This window comes from uncultured Polaribacter sp., from assembly GCF_947500975.1.
Taxonomy (GTDB): Bacteria; Bacteroidota; Bacteroidia; order Flavobacteriales; family Flavobacteriaceae; genus Polaribacter.
Genome location: NZ_CANMUE010000002.1, coordinates 126,174 through 143,243, shown reverse-complemented (window position 1 = coordinate 143,243; position 17,070 = coordinate 126,174). Strand labels below are relative to the sequence as shown.

Annotated in this window: 15 protein-coding genes; 2 read left to right on the top strand and 13 right to left on the bottom strand. The window is 28.9% G+C overall.

Translation table 11 applies throughout. The features are described 5' to 3' along the window. Positions 1–58 precede the first annotated feature (58 nt). From carB to Q0733_RS02615, 4 genes are all read right to left on the bottom strand, one after another. Positions 59–2,914: a carbamoyl-phosphate synthase large subunit gene (carB, locus tag Q0733_RS02630; RefSeq protein ID WP_298778623.1), complete on the bottom strand. Its 2,856-nt coding sequence runs from the start codon at positions 2,912–2,914 to the stop codon at positions 59–61. A gap of 107 nt (positions 2,915–3,021) precedes the next feature. Continuing rightward, a complete protein-coding gene (rpmH, locus tag Q0733_RS02625) occupies positions 3,022–3,183 on the bottom strand; it encodes a 50S ribosomal protein L34 (RefSeq protein WP_144894959.1) in 162 nt (53 codons plus the stop codon). Between the two features lie 129 nt (positions 3,184–3,312). Continuing rightward, positions 3,313–3,735: a hypothetical protein gene (locus Q0733_RS02620; RefSeq protein ID WP_298778614.1), complete on the bottom strand. Its 423-nt coding sequence runs from the start codon at positions 3,733–3,735 to the stop codon at positions 3,313–3,315. Positions 3,736–3,968: 233 nt separating this feature from the next. Next, the gene (locus Q0733_RS02615; RefSeq protein WP_298778612.1) at positions 3,969–4,526 is read right to left on the bottom strand and encodes a hypothetical protein; all 558 of its coding nucleotides are present in this window, start codon (positions 4,524–4,526) and stop codon (positions 3,969–3,971) included. A 120-nt stretch (positions 4,527–4,646) separates the two neighbouring features. Between Q0733_RS02615 and Q0733_RS02610 the strand changes: the two genes are divergently transcribed. Then, positions 4,647–6,260, top strand: coding sequence for a CTP synthase (locus tag Q0733_RS02610; RefSeq protein ID WP_298778610.1), 1,614 nt, complete (start codon positions 4,647–4,649; stop codon positions 6,258–6,260). Positions 6,261–6,411: 151 nt separating this feature from the next. Then, positions 6,412–8,283: a membrane protein insertase YidC gene (gene yidC / locus Q0733_RS02605; RefSeq protein ID WP_298778607.1), complete on the top strand. Its 1,872-nt coding sequence runs from the start codon at positions 6,412–6,414 to the stop codon at positions 8,281–8,283. A 57-nt stretch (positions 8,284–8,340) separates the two neighbouring features. Here yidC and Q0733_RS02600 read toward each other — a convergent pair whose 3' ends face one another. The 9 genes from Q0733_RS02600 to dapA all read right to left on the bottom strand — a co-directional run bounded on the left by Q0733_RS02600 (position 8,341) and on the right by dapA (position 17,047). Then, the gene (locus Q0733_RS02600; RefSeq protein ID WP_298778605.1) at positions 8,341–9,306 is read right to left on the bottom strand and encodes a glycosyltransferase; all 966 of its coding nucleotides are present in this window, start codon (positions 9,304–9,306) and stop codon (positions 8,341–8,343) included. Positions 9,307–9,531: 225 nt separating this feature from the next. Beyond that, positions 9,532–10,347 carry an SDR family oxidoreductase gene (locus tag Q0733_RS02595; RefSeq protein ID WP_298778604.1) on the bottom strand — a complete coding sequence of 272 codons (816 nt, stop codon included), beginning with the start codon at positions 10,345–10,347 and terminating at the stop codon, positions 9,532–9,534. A gap of 81 nt (positions 10,348–10,428) precedes the next feature. After that, entirely contained in the window at positions 10,429–12,081 is a 1,653-nt protein-coding gene (gene recN, locus Q0733_RS02590; RefSeq protein ID WP_298778601.1) for a DNA repair protein RecN, read from the bottom strand. Between the two features lie 63 nt (positions 12,082–12,144). Further along, positions 12,145–13,035: a DUF4835 family protein gene (locus Q0733_RS02585; protein WP_298778598.1), complete on the bottom strand. Its 891-nt coding sequence runs from the start codon at positions 13,033–13,035 to the stop codon at positions 12,145–12,147. Then, positions 13,028–14,239, bottom strand: a complete 1,212-nt coding sequence (gene coaBC, locus Q0733_RS02580) for a bifunctional phosphopantothenoylcysteine decarboxylase/phosphopantothenate--cysteine ligase CoaBC (RefSeq protein WP_298778596.1) — start codon at positions 14,237–14,239, stop codon at positions 13,028–13,030. The genes Q0733_RS02585 and coaBC overlap by 8 nt, the downstream gene beginning before the upstream one ends. Then, positions 14,239–14,559: a DNA-directed RNA polymerase subunit omega gene (locus tag Q0733_RS02575; protein WP_298778594.1), complete on the bottom strand. Its 321-nt coding sequence runs from the start codon at positions 14,557–14,559 to the stop codon at positions 14,239–14,241. The genes coaBC and Q0733_RS02575 overlap by 1 nt, the downstream gene beginning before the upstream one ends. Before the next feature lie 7 nt (positions 14,560–14,566). Beyond that, positions 14,567–15,418, bottom strand: coding sequence for an outer membrane protein assembly factor BamD (locus Q0733_RS02570; protein ID WP_298778591.1), 852 nt, complete (start codon positions 15,416–15,418; stop codon positions 14,567–14,569). Positions 15,419–15,647: 229 nt separating this feature from the next. Next, on the bottom strand, positions 15,648–16,157 hold the full coding sequence (locus tag Q0733_RS02565; RefSeq protein ID WP_298778589.1) for a ferritin: 510 nt from the start codon (positions 16,155–16,157) through the stop codon (positions 15,648–15,650). Between the two features lie 14 nt (positions 16,158–16,171). Beyond that, positions 16,172–17,047 (bottom strand): 4-hydroxy-tetrahydrodipicolinate synthase, encoded by an 876-nt coding sequence (gene dapA / locus Q0733_RS02560; protein WP_298778586.1) that lies wholly within the window; start codon positions 17,045–17,047, stop codon positions 16,172–16,174. Between the last annotated feature and the right edge of the window lie 23 nt (positions 17,048–17,070).

The window sequence follows — 17,070 nt, the reverse complement described above, 5'->3', positions numbered from 1 at the left end:
TACATACTTAAACAAAAAAAGCAACCTATTGGTTGCTTTTTTTTAATCAAATTTTGACTTATTTATTCAAATACATTTTACGTCTTGAATATAAATTATAAAATTCATCATCTTTTAAACTATCAATAAACAGAATACTTTCTCCTGTCGATTTCATTTCTGGACCTAATTTTTTATTTACATTAGGAAACTTATTAAAAGAAAAAACTGGTTGTTTAATTGCAAAACCTTCTAATTGAGGATTAAAATTAAAGTCTGTTACTTTCTTTTCTCCTAACATAACTTTAGTTGCATAGTTTACATAAGGCTCTTTATAAGCTTTTGCTATAAACGGTACAGTTCTAGATGCTCTAGGATTAGCTTCAATAATATAAACAGTATCATCTTTTATAGCAAACTGAATATTAATTAAACCAACGGTTTTTAATTCTCTTGCTATAGTGTGAGTATGATCTTTAATTTGTTGCATTACAAATTCTCCTAAATTAAAAGCTGGTAAAGTTGCATTAGAATCTCCTGAATGAATTCCACAAGGCTCTATGTGCTCCATAATTCCGATGATGTAAACATTTCCATCAGCATCACAAATTGCATCAGCTTCCGCTTCAATTGCTCCATCTAAATAATGATCTAACAACAACTTATTATTTGGCATTCTACCTAATAAATCCACAACATGCTCAACTAATTCTTCTTTATTGATTACAATTTTCATCCCCTGTCCTCCTAAAACATACGAAGGTCTTACCAAAATAGGAAAATCTAATTCATCAGCTAAAACCAAAGCTTCATCTGCAGTTTCTGCGATACCATACTTAGGAAAAGGAATTTTATTGTTTTTTAACATTGATGAGAATCTTCCTCTATCTTCAGCAATATCTAAAGCTTCAAAAGAAGTACCAATAATTTTAATACCGTATTTAGTTAATTTTTCTGCTAACTTTAATGCAGTTTGCCCTCCTAATTGAACAATTACACCTTCTGGTTTTTCGTGACGAATAATGTCATAAATATGCTCCCAAAAAACTGGCTCAAAATATAACTTATCAGCTGTATCAAAATCAGTAGAAACTGTTTCAGGGTTACAGTTAATCATTATCGTTTCATAACCACATTCTGCAGCAGCTAAAACTCCGTGTACACAACAATAATCAAACTCAATACCTTGTCCAATTCTGTTCGGTCCAGATCCTAAAACAATAACTTTCTTTTTATCTGTAACAACACTTTCATTTGCAATGATAATTTCTCCATCAGCAGTTTCAATTTCGTTTTCAAAAGTTGAATAATAATAAGGTGTTTTTGCGGTAAACTCTGCCGCACAAGTATCTACTAACTTAAAAACACGCTGTACTTTTAAATCTTCTCTTTTACTATAAACTTCACTTTCTAAACAACCTAACATATGCGCTAATTGCCTATCACCATAACCTTTTTGCTTAGCTTCTAATAATAAATCTCTTTGAAGCGTATCAATTGTATAGGTAGAAATTTCTTTTTCTAGTTGAAATAACTCTTCATATTGTTTTAAATACCACATATCAATTTTTGTGATATCATAAATCTGACTTAGAGGAATACCCATTGCAATTGCATCATAAATTGCAAAAACACGATCCCAACTTGCATTGGTTAATTTATCAATTACTTGGTTGTAATCTTTATAACCTTTACCATCTGCTCCTAACCCGTTTCTTTTAATTTCTAAAGATTGTGTTGCTTTGTGTAATGCCTCTTGGAAAGAACGTCCAATTCCCATAACTTCTCCAACGGCCTTCATTTGTAAACCTAAAGTTCTATCTGACCCTTCGAATTTATCAAAATTCCAACGTGGTATTTTTACAATTACATAATCTAAAGTTGGCTCAAATAAAGCTGAAGTAGATTTTGTAATTCCGTTTTCTAATTCATCTAATGTATAACCAATAGCTAATTTTGTAGCTACTTTTGCAATAGGGTAACCCGTTGCTTTACTAGCTAAAGCTGAAGAACGTGAAACACGTGGATTAATTTCAATTGCAATAATATCTTCTTTTTCATCTGGAGAAACAGCAAACTGAACGTTACAACCTCCTTCAAAATCACCAATTGATCGCATCATATGAATTGCCATATCACGCATTTTTTGGTAAGTTTTATCTGATAATGTCATTGCCGGAGCAACTGTTATTGAATCTCCTGTATGAATACCCATCGGATCCATATTTTCGATTGAACAGATAATTACTACGTTATCATTTTTATCACGTAATAATTCTAATTCATACTCTTTCCATCCCATCATTGCTTTATCAATCATCACCTCATGTATGGGTGATGCTTCTAAACCTCTGCTCAATAATTCGTCAAAATCTTTTGGATCATATACTATTGATGCTCCTGCTCCACCTAAAGTATATGATGAACGAATAACTAACGGAAAACCATATTCTTGTGCAATTTCTTTTCCTTTTAAGAAAGATGTAGCTGTGGCTTGTGGCGCCATTGGCACATCAATCTTCAACATCAACTCTCTAAATTGCTCTCTATCTTCAGTAACATTAATTGCGTCAATATCAACACCAATTAATTGTACATCAAAATCTTTCCAAATTCCTTTATCATCTGCTTCAATACATAAATTTAATGCTGTTTGACCACCCATTGTTGGTAAAACTGCATCAATTTGAGGATGCTCTTTTAAAATTTGAATAATTGATTTTGTTGTTAAAGGCAACAAGTATACATGATCAGCCATTGAAGGATCTGTCATAATAGTTGCTGGATTAGAATTGATTAAAATAGTTTCAATTCCATCTTCTCTTAAAGAACGTAGAGATTGTGATCCTGAATAATCAAATTCGCATGCTTGCCCAATAACAATAGGTCCTGATCCAATAATTAAAATGGAGTTTAAGTCTTTTCTTTTTGGCATCGTAATTAACTGTGTTTTATTAAGTTGTAAAAATAATTAGGTCTTAGGTATAAAAAAAGGTGTTACTACGAATAGTAACACCTTTATTATTAACAAATTGTTAATCATTATCTTTTTGGTCTTGCTTCAGATGAAACAGATATTTTCTTTCTTCCTTTAGCTCTTCTTCTAGCTAAAACTTTTCTACCATTAGCAGAAGCCATTCTTTCCATGAAACCATGTTTGTTTCTTCTCTTTCTCTTTGATGGTTGATACGTTCTTTTCGGCATTATATGTATTTTTAAAAATCTTCTTTTATTATTTTTTGCTTCACAGTTTTATACCTAACCAAAAGCGTGTGCAAATATACAACTGTTTTTATTTATGGCAAATACAATTTCAAAAAAAATTAAATATTTTCACTTTATTCTATTTAACAACTTTTTCATTGATTTTTCTCCTAAGTCATAAGACTTTTTATGAATTGAAATTGGTTGAAACTCTCTAATACCAGAATAAATATTTCGTGTTTCATTAATAGTAACGTCAGCTGTACAACTCATTTCAATAAATATTTGATTATTTTTTATGTCAAAAATTTTAATAAATGAAATTGCACCAGCTTTTGAACTCGATAATCTTTTTTTATTTAACGAAGTTAAAGTGTTTTTATCTAATTCCTCTAAATATTGAATTTTAGTTAAAATAATATAATCAAAATCTGTATACTGTTTTAGAAATTGAACATTTTTATTTGTAATATCATAATCAATTGAAAAAGGTATGCATAATTTACCTATATTATTTTTATACTGGTTTTTTTTGATTACATTTTCTTTCAATTCATCTTGAAAAAACTTAAAAATAAAAGGAAAATTTGTCCCATTATTAAAATTAGACTTACCTATAGTTGTATGGTTTTATATATATTTTACATTATTTCTATCTAACTTTTTATTAAACGTTAAATAATCATAGTTATAATCTGCTAGGTTAAAAGTTATCCCTTTTGGAAACAAAACCGAACAAGAAAAAAATAGCCCACAAAAAAATATTAAATATTTATATTTCAAAACTAAAAATTATATCCAATTCTTATGTGAAGATCAACTACTAGACCATCAGACTCGCTAACACTTGGGTACTTTTGATTTATATAAAATAAATACCCCAAACCTAGACCTAATTCGTAGTTTATTTTCATACTTAAACTTCTTCTAATTCCCCATTTTGGTATAATTGAAAAACTATCTTCTGCTCTATTTAAGTTATCATCAAAAGAAGAAATTTCAAATAAACTAGATCTATAACTTGTTTTAACTGTTAAAAAATTAGCTGAATTATTTGTTACATTTAAACTTTTTTTAGCACGTTTTTTAAAATTATAATACCAACGTGGTTCTAAATTTACTTCTGGCGCAAGAAAAAAGCCAACTCCTGCTGTGATTTCAGAATACAAACCAATTTCAGTTCTTAATGTAAATTGATCTGCAAACCTAACTTCATTATTAAACCATCCTCCAACAGTACCAATTTGAATACTATTTAAAGATCTTTCAATTGTTTTACCTAAAGCCTGAGAAAACAAAGAAAAAGAAAAGAAAAGGAAAGTTATTACAATTATTTTTTTCATAACATTTTTTTTCAAATTTAAATTTAAATTTAAATTAAACAATCAAAAATTATAATTTTATCTCTTTTTTATTTGTGATAAAAACTAGAGTTAGTACTTTTGCGCAAACCTAAGACTACCATGCACAACACTAAATACGTTTTTGTAACAGGGGGCGTAACATCATCACTTGGAAAAGGAATTATTGCTGCTTCTTTAGCTAAATTATTACAAGAAAGAGGATTTTCTGTTACTATCCAAAAATTAGACCCATATATTAATATAGATCCAGGAACCTTAAACCCTTATGAACATGGCGAGTGCTATGTAACTGATGATGGTGCTGAAACTGATTTAGATTTAGGACATTATGAGCGTTTTTTAAATATCCCTACAAGTCAAGCTAACAATGTTACTACTGGTAGAGTTTATCAATCTGTAATAAATAAGGAAAGAAAAGGAGAGTTTTTAGGAAAAACGGTTCAAGTTATTCCTCATATTACTGATGAAATTAAACGTAGAATTCAAATTTTAGGTGAAACTGGCGATTTTGATATTGTTATTACTGAAATTGGAGGAACAGTTGGGGATATAGAATCTCTACCTTATGTTGAGTCTGTAAGACAAATGTTGTGGGAAAAAGGAGAAGAAAACGCAATAGTAATTCACTTAACCTTAGTGCCTTATTTAGCTGCAGCGGGTGAATTAAAAACAAAACCTACACAACACTCAGTTAAAATGTTGATGCAAAGTGGTGTAGGACCAAATATTTTAGTGTGTAGAACTGAGCATGAAATTTCTGATGATATTAAAAGAAAATTAGCCCTTTTTTGTAATGTTAAAAAAGAAGATGTAATACAATCTATAGATGCAGAAACTATTTATGATGTTCCTAATTTAATGTTAGAACAAGGTTTAGATGAAGTAGTTTTAAAGAAACTAAAATTATCATCACCTTTAAAACCAGAATTAAAAGTTTGGAACAATTTTGTTCAGAAACATAAAAACCCAACTTCTGAAGTAGAAATTGGGTTAATTGGTAAATATATTGAGCTACAAGATTCTTATAAATCAATTACCGAAGCTTTTATTCATGCAGGTTCATCTCATGAAACAAAAGTAAAAGTTAGATGGATTCATTCTGAAAGCTTAACTCCTAAAAATGTTGAGAAAAAATTACAAGGATTAAACGGAATTTTAGTTGCGCCTGGTTTTGGTGATAGAGGTATTGAAGGTAAAATTAAAGCTGTAAAGTATGCCAGAGAAAATAACATTCCGTTTTTTGGAATTTGTTTAGGAATGCAGATGGCGGTTATTGAATTTGCTAGAAATGTATTGAATTTAGAAAATGCTAGTTCTACAGAAATGAATAAAAGCACAAAACACCCAGTTATTAATTTGATGGAAAGTCAAAAAAATGTAACAGAAAAAGGTGGTACAATGCGTTTAGGAGCCTGGGATTGTAATATATCTAAAGGCTCAAAAGTTTATAATGCTTACAAATCTGAATTTATTAGTGAACGTCACAGACATCGTTTTGAATTTAATAATGACTATTTAGCTCAAATTGAAGCTGCTGGAATGAAAGCTACAGGAATAAACCCTAAAACTGGTTTAGTTGAAGTTGTTGAAATCCCTAACCACCCTTGGTTTGTCGGTGTACAATATCATCCAGAATATAAAAGTACCGTTTTAAAACCGCATCCATTATTTGTGAATTTTATAAAAGCGGCTTTAAAACAATCAAAAAGTTAATTTAGTAAAAAAAGGAATACTATTTGAACTATTAAATAGTATATAATTTAAAGTAGTAAACATCATATAAAAATTGCTTTTTAACTACATTTGTCGTTTTTTTATCAAGATTTCGTCTTGACTTTATGACAAATTGACACCAAATAAAAACATGGAACAAAAAAAATTCGATTACAATTCTTTTATAGGAATGATTCTTTTAGGAGGAATTATGTTGTGGTATTTTAATACGAATGCACCAAAAGAAAACCCTGAAGAAATTAACAATGAAGAAGTAGTAAATGTATCAAATAACAAAAAAGAAGATGCAAAAAATACTGTTCAAATATTTGAAAATGATTCCTTAAAACAAATTGCTTTTCAAAATAAACTAGGAGCTTTTGCACAAAGTGCTATTAATGGTTCTGATGGTAGTTCAGTTTTAGAAAATGATTTAGTTAAATTAACCATTGATAATAAAGGTGGGCAAATTGTAGAAGCTTTAATTAAAAACTACAAAACCTACGATTCTTTACCTTTATATATGATTAAAGACAACAACTCGTCTTTTAACATTAATTTTGGAACAACAGATAACAGAATTTTAAACACAAAAGATTTACTTTTTGAGCCTTCCTTAACTAAAAACGGAGATAATCAAGTATTATCAATGAAACTAAAAGTTTCTGACACTCAGTTTTTAGAATATAGATATGAAATGAAACCTAAAAATTATATGGTTGATTTCTCTGTTAGATCACAAGGATTAAGTAATGTTATCAATTCATCTAATACAATTAATTTAGATTGGTCTTTAAATGGGTTTAGAAATGAAAAAAGTATTCGTACAGAAAACACAATGTACTCTTACTATTATTATAAAACCGAAGATGAAGTTGATTATTTAAATGCTGGGAAATCTGAAATTATAAATGATGTAGATTGGGTTGCTTACAAACAACATTTTTTTACTTCTAATTTATTAACAGATACTCCTTTTAATAATGCAACAGTAACTTCTACTGATTTAGTAGAAGATGAAAAAATTGATACTGTTTTTACAAAAAGATATGAATTAAAAACACCTTTGGCTTTAACAGGTGGAGAATTAAATTATAACATGAAATGGTTTTACGGACCAAGCGATTATAATTTATTAAAAACTTTTGAGGGTACAGATTTAGATGAAACAGCAGATTTAGGTTGGGGTATTTTTGGTTTCTTAAACAGAACTGTATTTTATCCTGTATTTAATTTCTTAAAAGTTTTTTTATCAAACTACGGATTGATTATTATTTTAATGACTATTGTGGTTCGTTTAATTATGTCTCCACTAGTTTATAAATCTTATTTGTCAAGTGCAAAAATGAAGGTGATAAGACCTGAGTTAACTGCCTTAAATGAAAAATATCCTGGTAAAGAAAACGCTATGAAGCGCCAGCAAGAAACCATGGCTATTCAACGAAAAGCTGGAGTTAGTATGATGTCTGGTTGTATACCAGCATTGTTACAAATGCCAGTATTCTTTGCATTGTTTAAATTTTTTCCTACCAACTTATCATTAAGACAAGAAAAATTTTTATGGGCAAATGATTTATCTTCTTACGATACCATTTTTAAACTTCCTTTTTCAATTCCTTTTTATGGAGATCACGTAAGTTTATTTCCTATTTTGGCTTCAATTGCAATTTTCTTTTACATGAAAATGAACCAAAGTCAGCAAGCAAATATGCAAGCTCCTGCACAAGAAGGAATGCCCGATATGAGTAAAATGATGAAGTATATGATTTACTTCTCTCCTATTATGATGTTATTTTTCTTTAACAATTATGCAAGTTCTTTAAGTTTGTATTACTTTATTTCTAACTTACTAACAATAGCAATTATGTTAGTAATTAAAAATTTTGTAATTGATGAAGATAAAATTCATGCGCAAATAGAAGAAAATAAAAAACGTCCTGAAAAAGCAAAGAGCAAATTTAGACAGCGTATTGATACTGCTATGAAACAAGCGCAAGAACAACAAGCAAGACAAAAGAAATAGAAAAGTAATTTTCTTTCAATAAATTTAATAAAACCCAAAACTTAATTGTTTTGGGTTTTATTTTTTATTAAAAAATTGTGATTGCAAAAAACCTAAACCATAACCTAAAAATTGTACTAGAGAAGTAATTATACTTAAAAAAGCAACATAGATGTTTTTATTTTGAAATAAAGAATCTACAAAAATTACTATAAAATAAAATCCATAGAAATATAATAATTGATGATAACCAAAAACAGATAAAATAATACTAACATCTAAACCTAAAATAAATAGACTTGGAAACCAATAAGTAATTTTAGAGGTTTTGGGGTGTTTTTTATTTAAAATTGGTCTTGCAGTTCCAAAACCAAAAGTTTGGTTAAAAAACTGCTGAATACTACTTCTTCGTTTATGATAAACAAAAGCTTTTTCAATCAACTGTGTTTCAAAACTATTTTTCCAAAGACGAAATGTTAAATCTATATCTTCTCCATTTTTCATTTTTGAAAACCCTTGTGTTTCTTGAAATGCTTTCTTAGAAATTCCTAAATTAAAACTTCTTGGTTGAAATTTACCAACCGCTTGTTTCTTACCACGAATTCCGCCTGTTGTTAACACTGAGGTCATAGAATAATTAATTGCTTTCTGTAGCCATGTAAAGCTTTTATGTGCTGCGTCTGGACCACCAAAAGCATCAGTATACTTTTCTTTTAAAGCTTTTTTTACTTCAAACAAGTATTGATTTGGAACAATTACATCTGAATCTAAAATGATAAAATAATTTCCAGAGGCTTTTTGCATTCCGAAATTACGGCTTGCGCCTGCTCCTGTATTTTCTTTAAAAAAGTATTTTAAATTTAAAGTTGATTTGTATTTCTCTACAATTTTATCACTTTTTTTAGTTGAACCATCTTCTATGATTAAAACCTCAAAATCGTCAGAAAAATTTTGTTTTATTAAGCTTTCTAACAACTCGTCTATTTCTTGCGGACGATTGTAAACTGGAATTATTATAGAAAAAATAAGTTCTGAAGGATTCAAAATTTTTTATGCTAAAATTATGATATTGTAAATGTAAAAAAACAAAAAACGCAAACCTAAATAGATTTGCATTTTATATTTTTAAATTTCATAAAAGCTAGTAAAATTGCTTAGCCCTGATTGAACGATTTGTTTGAGCTCTTTTGAGGCACGAAAAAAGCGAGTAGTGAAAGCAGGAAATAGCTTCAAAAAACCACAAATACTTTATGAACCTAAATTAATTTTCTACTGTTCCCCTATAAATTTATCCATAATCGGATCTGAAACTCCCATGTTAGAGAATCCGCCATCATGAAATAAGTTTTGTAAAGTAACTTTTTTCGTCAAATCTGAAAACATGGTAATTGTATAATCCGCACATTCTAAAGCAGTTGCATTTCCTAATGGAGACATTTTTTCTGCATACTCAATAAAACCATCAAAACCTTTTACTCCACTACCTGCAGTTGTTGGGGTTGGCGACTGAGAAATTGTATTTACACGAACTTTATGATCTCTACCAAAAAAGTAGCCAAAACTACGCGCAATACTTTCTAAATATGCCTTATTATCGGCCATATCATTGTAATCTGGAAAAACTCTTTGCGCAGCCATATAAGTTAAAGCAACTATAGAGCCCCACTCGCTCATGGCATTTTTGTTGTATAAAACATTCATTACTTTATGAAAAGAAACTGCTGAAATATCCCAACCTTTGGTGGTAAAATCATATTTAGGGTCTGTATAATGTTTTCCTTTTCTAACGTTTACAGACATGCCAATTGAATGCAAAACAAAGTCTATTTTTCCGCCTAAAATCTCCATAGATTTTTCTACAAGATTATTTAAATCGTCTATTGATGTGGCATCTGCTCCAATAACTTGAGAGCCTGTTTTTTCTGCCAAAGCATTTAATTCGCCCATTCTTAAAGCAATTGGCGCATTTGTTAATACAAACTCAGCACCTTCTTCATGCGCTCTTTCTGCAACTTTCCAAGCGATTGAATGTTCGTTTAAAGCTCCAAAAATAATTCCTTTTTTTCCTTTTAATAAATTGTACATAACTGTAAAATATTAGTTGTAATTGTTTTATTGTTTACAAGAGTTTTAGACTTCTACAAATTAACATTAGTTGGCAAAAAATTAATTTAATAATTCTTTTGCATGTGTAATTGCAGTTTCAGAAATATTTTTACCACTTAACATTTCAGCAATTTCTACAATTCTTTCGTCTTTATTTAGCTGCCTTAAATTGGTAGTTGTTATACTATTAATTTCTTCTTTAAAAACCTTATAATGATTTTGACCTTTTGCAGCAATTTGAGGTAAATGTGTAATTGCTATTACTTGCATATTTTTACTCATTTGCTTCATAATAGCAGCTATTTTGTTAGAAACTTCACCTGAAACTCCAGTATCTATTTCATCAAAAATAATAGTTGGTAATTGTGTGTTTTCAGATAATACCTTTTTTACTGATAACATAATTCTTGATAGTTCTCCACCAGAAGCTACTTTTTTAAGTTCACCAAAATTACCGCCTTTATTGGCTGAGAATAAAAACTCTAATTCGTCTTTTCCGTTTAAAAAATAATTTTTTACTGGTTTTATATTGATTGAAAAGCGAGCATTTTCCATTCCCAAATCTGATAATAAGAATTCTAATTCAGTTTTTAAATTGGGAATGACTTTAGTTCTATTTGCAGAAATAACACTTGCTAATTGATCTAATTGTTTAGATACTTTATTAATTTCTTCATTCTTTTTATTGATAACTTCTTCCCCATTTTCTACTTGAGAAACTTTCTCAGATAAACTTTCAAAAACCAATAACAATTCTTCATTAGAATTTACGTAATGTTTTTTCTGTAAATTGTAAATTAGTTGTAATCGATCATTAATTTTTTCTGCTTCATTAGGATTAAAATCGACATTTTCATTAGCATTTTCCAATTCCGCAACAATGTCATCAACTTCAATTTTTACGCTTGTAATTCTTGCCGATAACTCTTGATATTCTTTAGAAAAAGCGGCTATTTTTAATAATCTATTTTCTAAAGTGTTTAGCAAATTCTGAATTCCAATTTCTTCATTTACAGAAATTTCTAAAGATTCAGATAAATTACTTTTTATGTCTTCAATATTATTTAGCTTATCTAAAGTTTCTTCTAAATCTTTTTGTTCATCAACTTTTAAATTTGCTTCTTCTAACTCTTTACACAAATGAAAATTATAATCATATTGTTGATTTGCCTCTCTTTGTATTTCTTCTAATTGATGCAACTCTTTATTCAATTGATTTAATTTCTTTAAACCTCGTTTGTAAGAATCTACTTTTGCTTCATTTTTTGCCAAAGCATCAATTACAGAAAACTGAAAGTTAGAATCTGATAACTGCATTGTTTGATGTTGAGAATGCACATCAATCAATTTGGTTTTTAATTCATTTAAAATCGATAGTTTTACAGGAGTATCATTTACAAAAGCACGCGATTTTCCTGAAGGAAGAATCTCTCGCCTTATTATTGTTAAATCTTCATAATCTAAATCTTCATCTTCAAAAAAAGATTTTAAGTTATAGTTTGAAACAGCAATTTTAGCCTCTACAATACATTTTCTTGAAGTATCTTTTAAAGAAGATAAATCTGCTCTATTACCCAGAACCAAACCTAAAGCTCCTAAAAGAATAGATTTTCCTGCACCAGTTTCTCCAGTAATTATTGATAATCCTGAAGAAAAATCAATAGATAACTGATTGATTAATGCGTAGTTATTTATGGTAAGTTGTGTTAGCAAATTCTCTAATTTTTAAAGAATAAAAGTAGCTATTTTAGTTTAGAAAAAATAGTAAAAAAAAGATTACTCAATATTTCTCCACTTAGTATTATTGTTTGGAGAAATTTTACGTAAAACTGCCTTTAATCGATCCGCTTTTCTTGTTCTTGGACCATCAGAATAAATATTTACAACCTCATCGGCTTTTGCATCAAAAAAACTTCTGATTAAAAAATTACCAATCGTTTTATTATAAATACTTTCTAAATCTAAAAGGCTATCTTCTATTTTTTGCTTTCCAGTTTCTTTATTATCAACAAAATTATCTAAACCTAACATATGATAATCGTAAAGAATTTTTCTGAATCTAGTTAATTTTGGCGATAATAAATTGTCAATCAACAAGAAACGATTTTGCTCACCAACAACATTTTGCCATGCCTCTATATTACTTTGTTGTGCTTGTAACATAACATTTTGCGCTTCTTTTAACTCATTACTCCCACCATTTAAAGCAAAAGTATCAGCATCAACCCCTAAAATAATATTCACATAAAAAACGATGGTTGAAATTAAGTTGCTATCAAATGAATTCTTATTATAAATTAATGGATCAAATTCATTATACTTAAATGTAAAATCATTGTCTTTAATATTTATAATAGGAGTGGCATAACTAGATCCATAAACTGGTCTGGTAGATTGTACTTGTAAAGTTGCAGTAAACGTATTATTATCTCTAGCAGTAATAATAATTGTCATAGCACAATCAATTTTTTCTTCCGTTTTTACAATTCTATTTGTCCATTTTGTTTGATTGACAAACTCGGTTAAAGAACTTTGTAATGTTGTAAAAACCTGCCTATTTGACCCTCCTATTTGGTCATAATTCACATTTACCAAACAATTTAATTCTTGAGAATTAATATTGATTGTAATTAAACATAAATAGAAAAATATAAAAAGTTTACGCATTTAGTTTTATAATAATTTCATTGATAATATCAACAGCAACATCTGTTTTTGATTTTAACTCAAATGGTTTTTCATTCAAATTTTTATCAATAATAGTAATTTTATTTGTGTTAGTAGCAAAACCTGCACCTTTATCTTGTAAAGAATTTAAAACGATAGCATCTAAATTTTTACGCTTTATCTTACTTTTTGCATTTTCAATTTCATTATTTGTTTCTAATGCAAAGCCTACTAAAAATTGATGTTTTTTAATTTCTCCTAAAGACGCTAAAATATCTTTTGTTGGTTCTAACTCTATGTTTAACGTAGCATCCTTCTTCTTTATTTTCTGACTTACAATATTTTTTGGTCTGTAGTCTGCTACGGCTGCAGATAAAATTGCAATATCACAATCATTAAAATATTGATGAGAAGCTGTATACATCTCAGCAGCAGAAACAACATCGACTCTTTTTACAAATGAATGTTTTATTTGTTGATGACTAGGTCCACTAATTAAAAAAACCTCAGCACCTAAATTTGCTGCCACTTTTGCCAAAGCAAAACCCATTTTTCCAGAAGAATGATTTCCAATAAAACGTACAGGATCTATTGCTTCATAAGTTGGCCCAGCAGTAATTAAAACTTTTTTACCTTTAAGGGGTAACTTTAATAGTATATCGTTTTCAATAAAAGAAACTATATCCTTAGGTTCTGCCATTCTACCTTCCCCAACTAAACCACTAGCTAGTTCTCCTGAAGTTGCTGGGATCATTACATTATTAAAAGATTGTAATTTTTCTAAACTTTCTTTAGTTGATGGGTGTTTATACATATCTAAATCCATTGCAGGAGCAAAATAAACAGGGCATTTTGCAGATAAATAGGTGGCTAATAATAAATTATTACAAACACCATTTGCCATTTTAGAAAGTGTATTTGCTGTTGCTGGGGCAATTAACATATAGTCTGCCCAAAGACCTAAATCTACATGATTATTCCATAATTCATTTTCATCTTCTTTGGAGTAAAAAGTAGAATGAACTGGGTTTTTAGAAAGTGTAGAAAGTGTAAGAGGTGTTATAAAATCTTTAGACGCAGGAGTCATTATAACTTTAACTTCTGCGCCTAGTTTTATAAAAAAACGGACTAAACTAGCTGTTTTATAAGCGGCAATTCCAGCTGTAATGCCTAAAAGAATTTTTTTTCCGCTTAAAACAGACATTATTCTGTTTCTGGTGTTCTGTGATATACTTTACCATTTAACCACTCATCAACAGCAAGAGCAGTTGGTTTTGGTAAACGCTCATAAAATTTAGAAACTTCAATTTGCTCTTTATTTTCAAAAACTTCTTCTAAACTATCATTATAAGTAGCAAATTCTTCTAATTTATCTACTAACTCTTTTTTCAAATCATTATTAATTTGTTCAGCTCTTTTTGAAATGATAGAAATTGCTTCATAGATATTTCCTGTAGTAGCTTCAATTTCATTTTTATCATAAGTAATAGTACTCATGGCAGCATTTGTATCTTTATAATCCATAATGTTTTTATTTCTCTGTTGAGTTTTCTAATTCTTTTATTTTAGCAATAATGTTATCTAATCTTTCTTTTTCAGATTGCATTTTTGCTAACATTTTATCTGAATCTTTTTTGTATTTAGTTTCCGGAAAATTTCTTTTAAGCTTTTCATATGCTTCAATTGCATCTGAAATTCTTTCTGGTTTTCTTCTATCAGTACTTTTTAAAACAAAGTCATGTGCAGATTTTAATCTGTAATACAAAGCTTCTTCTTTAAAGTATGAACCTAAGTGATCTGACAATAAGTTATCAAAAGCCTGTATAGCAGCTTTATAATTTCTTAAATCGTAATCAGCTGTTGTATAATACGTTTTAGCAATTTCAAAAGATTTTTTTTGAAGCTTGTAGTTTAACTCTTTATAATGTTTGTTAGCTTCTACTATTTTATCAGAATCAGGATAATTATTTATAAAATTTTGAAATGCTTCTAATGCTTTTTTTGTATCTGTTGGGTCTTTACTAAAAACCGGAGATGCTAATTTGTAACTATAAGCTGATAAGAATGCAGCTTCTGCTTTTTTAGAACTTTTAGGGTAATTATTTGTAAAACGATCAAAATAATATCCAGCTATGCTATAATTTTTTTCATTAAAATTAGATTGACCAACCATAAATTGAATACGCTCCATTTGTGGTTTTCCTCTATATGAAGGTGTGATTTTTTCGAACAAACGCAAAGCTTTACTGTACTCTTTACTTTCGTACATTTTTACAGCCATTTTATATTGCTCTTCAATAGTTCCTTTATTTAACACTTTTTGGTATTCTCCACAAGAAGTTAACAAAAGGCTAAACAGTAATAAAAACGCTATTTTTTTCATTTTTTGCATCGGGCAAAATTAGTGATTAATAATGGATAATAAAAGTATTTATTTTTCATGAAATAATTCTTTTTATTTAAAACTTTAAATACCTCAAAAAAATGAGGAACTACAAGTTTTAAAGATGATTATTTCAACAAAATAAAACACATTCTTTTATGCTAATTTGTGTGATGCAATAATCACAAAAAAAGACTTAAATAAATGGTAAATTGATGCTAAATGTTTGTTAAGGTTCTAAAGTATCAGTAGGAATTAGTTGTTTAATATCATTATCAAACAAATAGAAACCTCCTTTATCATCGCCAATTAAGTTAATTTTATCTAAAATAGTTCTTGCCAAAGCTTCTTCTTCAATTTGCTCTGCAACATACCATTGTAAAAAGTTATGTGTTGCATAATCTTTTTCTTGCAAACTAATATCTACTAAACTATTTATTGATTCTGACACAGCAATTTCATGATTCAATAATTCTTGAAACATTTCTTTAAAAGATCCAAATGACTCTGGTGGTGTAGTTAAAGCTGATACTTTTGCATGCCCTCCTCTTTCATTTATAAACTTCACTAATTTTAACATATGCATTCTTTCTTCATCAGATTGTGCATACATAAATTGAGCAACCCCTTCAAAACCTTGAGTTTCTGCCCAAGAAGCCATAGATAAATATACTTGAGAAGATTGTGCCTCAACTACTACTTGTTTGTTTAAAGCCTCTTCAATTATAGTTTTTAACATAATAATTTGTTTATTTAAAATTCTGAAACAAATTTACTAATTTTTGAATGAAGTTGTGTACTTGCTTTTACTAATGGTAAGCGAACTGTATTATTACAAATACCTAGTTCTTGTAAAACCGTTTTAATGCCTGCTGGGTTATTTTCTTCAAAAATATAATCAACAATATCCATCATTTTAAAATGAATATCATAAGCTTCTTTGTTTTTACCTTCTAATCCTAATTGAATCATTTTAGAAAATTCTTTCGGAAATGCTTGTCCAATTACAGAAATTACACCTGAACCTCCTGCAAGAGCTACACCTAAAGCTAAATCATCATCACCAGAAATAATTAAAAAATCAGCTGGCTTGTCTTTTAATAAAGCATTATACTGTTGTTGATTATTACCTGCTTCTTTTACCGCAACCACATTGCTAAAATCTTTTGCCAAACGTAAAGTTGTTGTTGGCTCCATATTTTTAGCGGTTCTACCTGGAACGTTGTATAAAATTATTGGTTTATCAGTAGCTTCAGCAATAGCCTTAAAATGTTGGTAAAAACCTTCTTGGGTTGGCTTGCTGTAATAAGGTGCAACAGAAAGAATTCCATCAATTTCTGATAAATTACTAGTTTGTAATTCTTTTACCACTTCTAAGGTATTGTTACCTCCAACACCTAAAACTAATGGTAAACGCTTGTTATTTGCTTTTACAATTACATCAATTATTAATAACTTTTCTTCTTTAGAAATTGTTGCACTTTCTGCAGTTGTACCATTAATTACTAAATAATTTGTACCATTATCTATATTGAAATTCACCAATTTTATAAGCGCTTCAACATCTACAGTTAAATCTTCTTTAAATGGAGTAATTAAAGCAACACCTGTACCAATAAATTTTTGCATCCTGAATATTTTTGTAGCTGTAA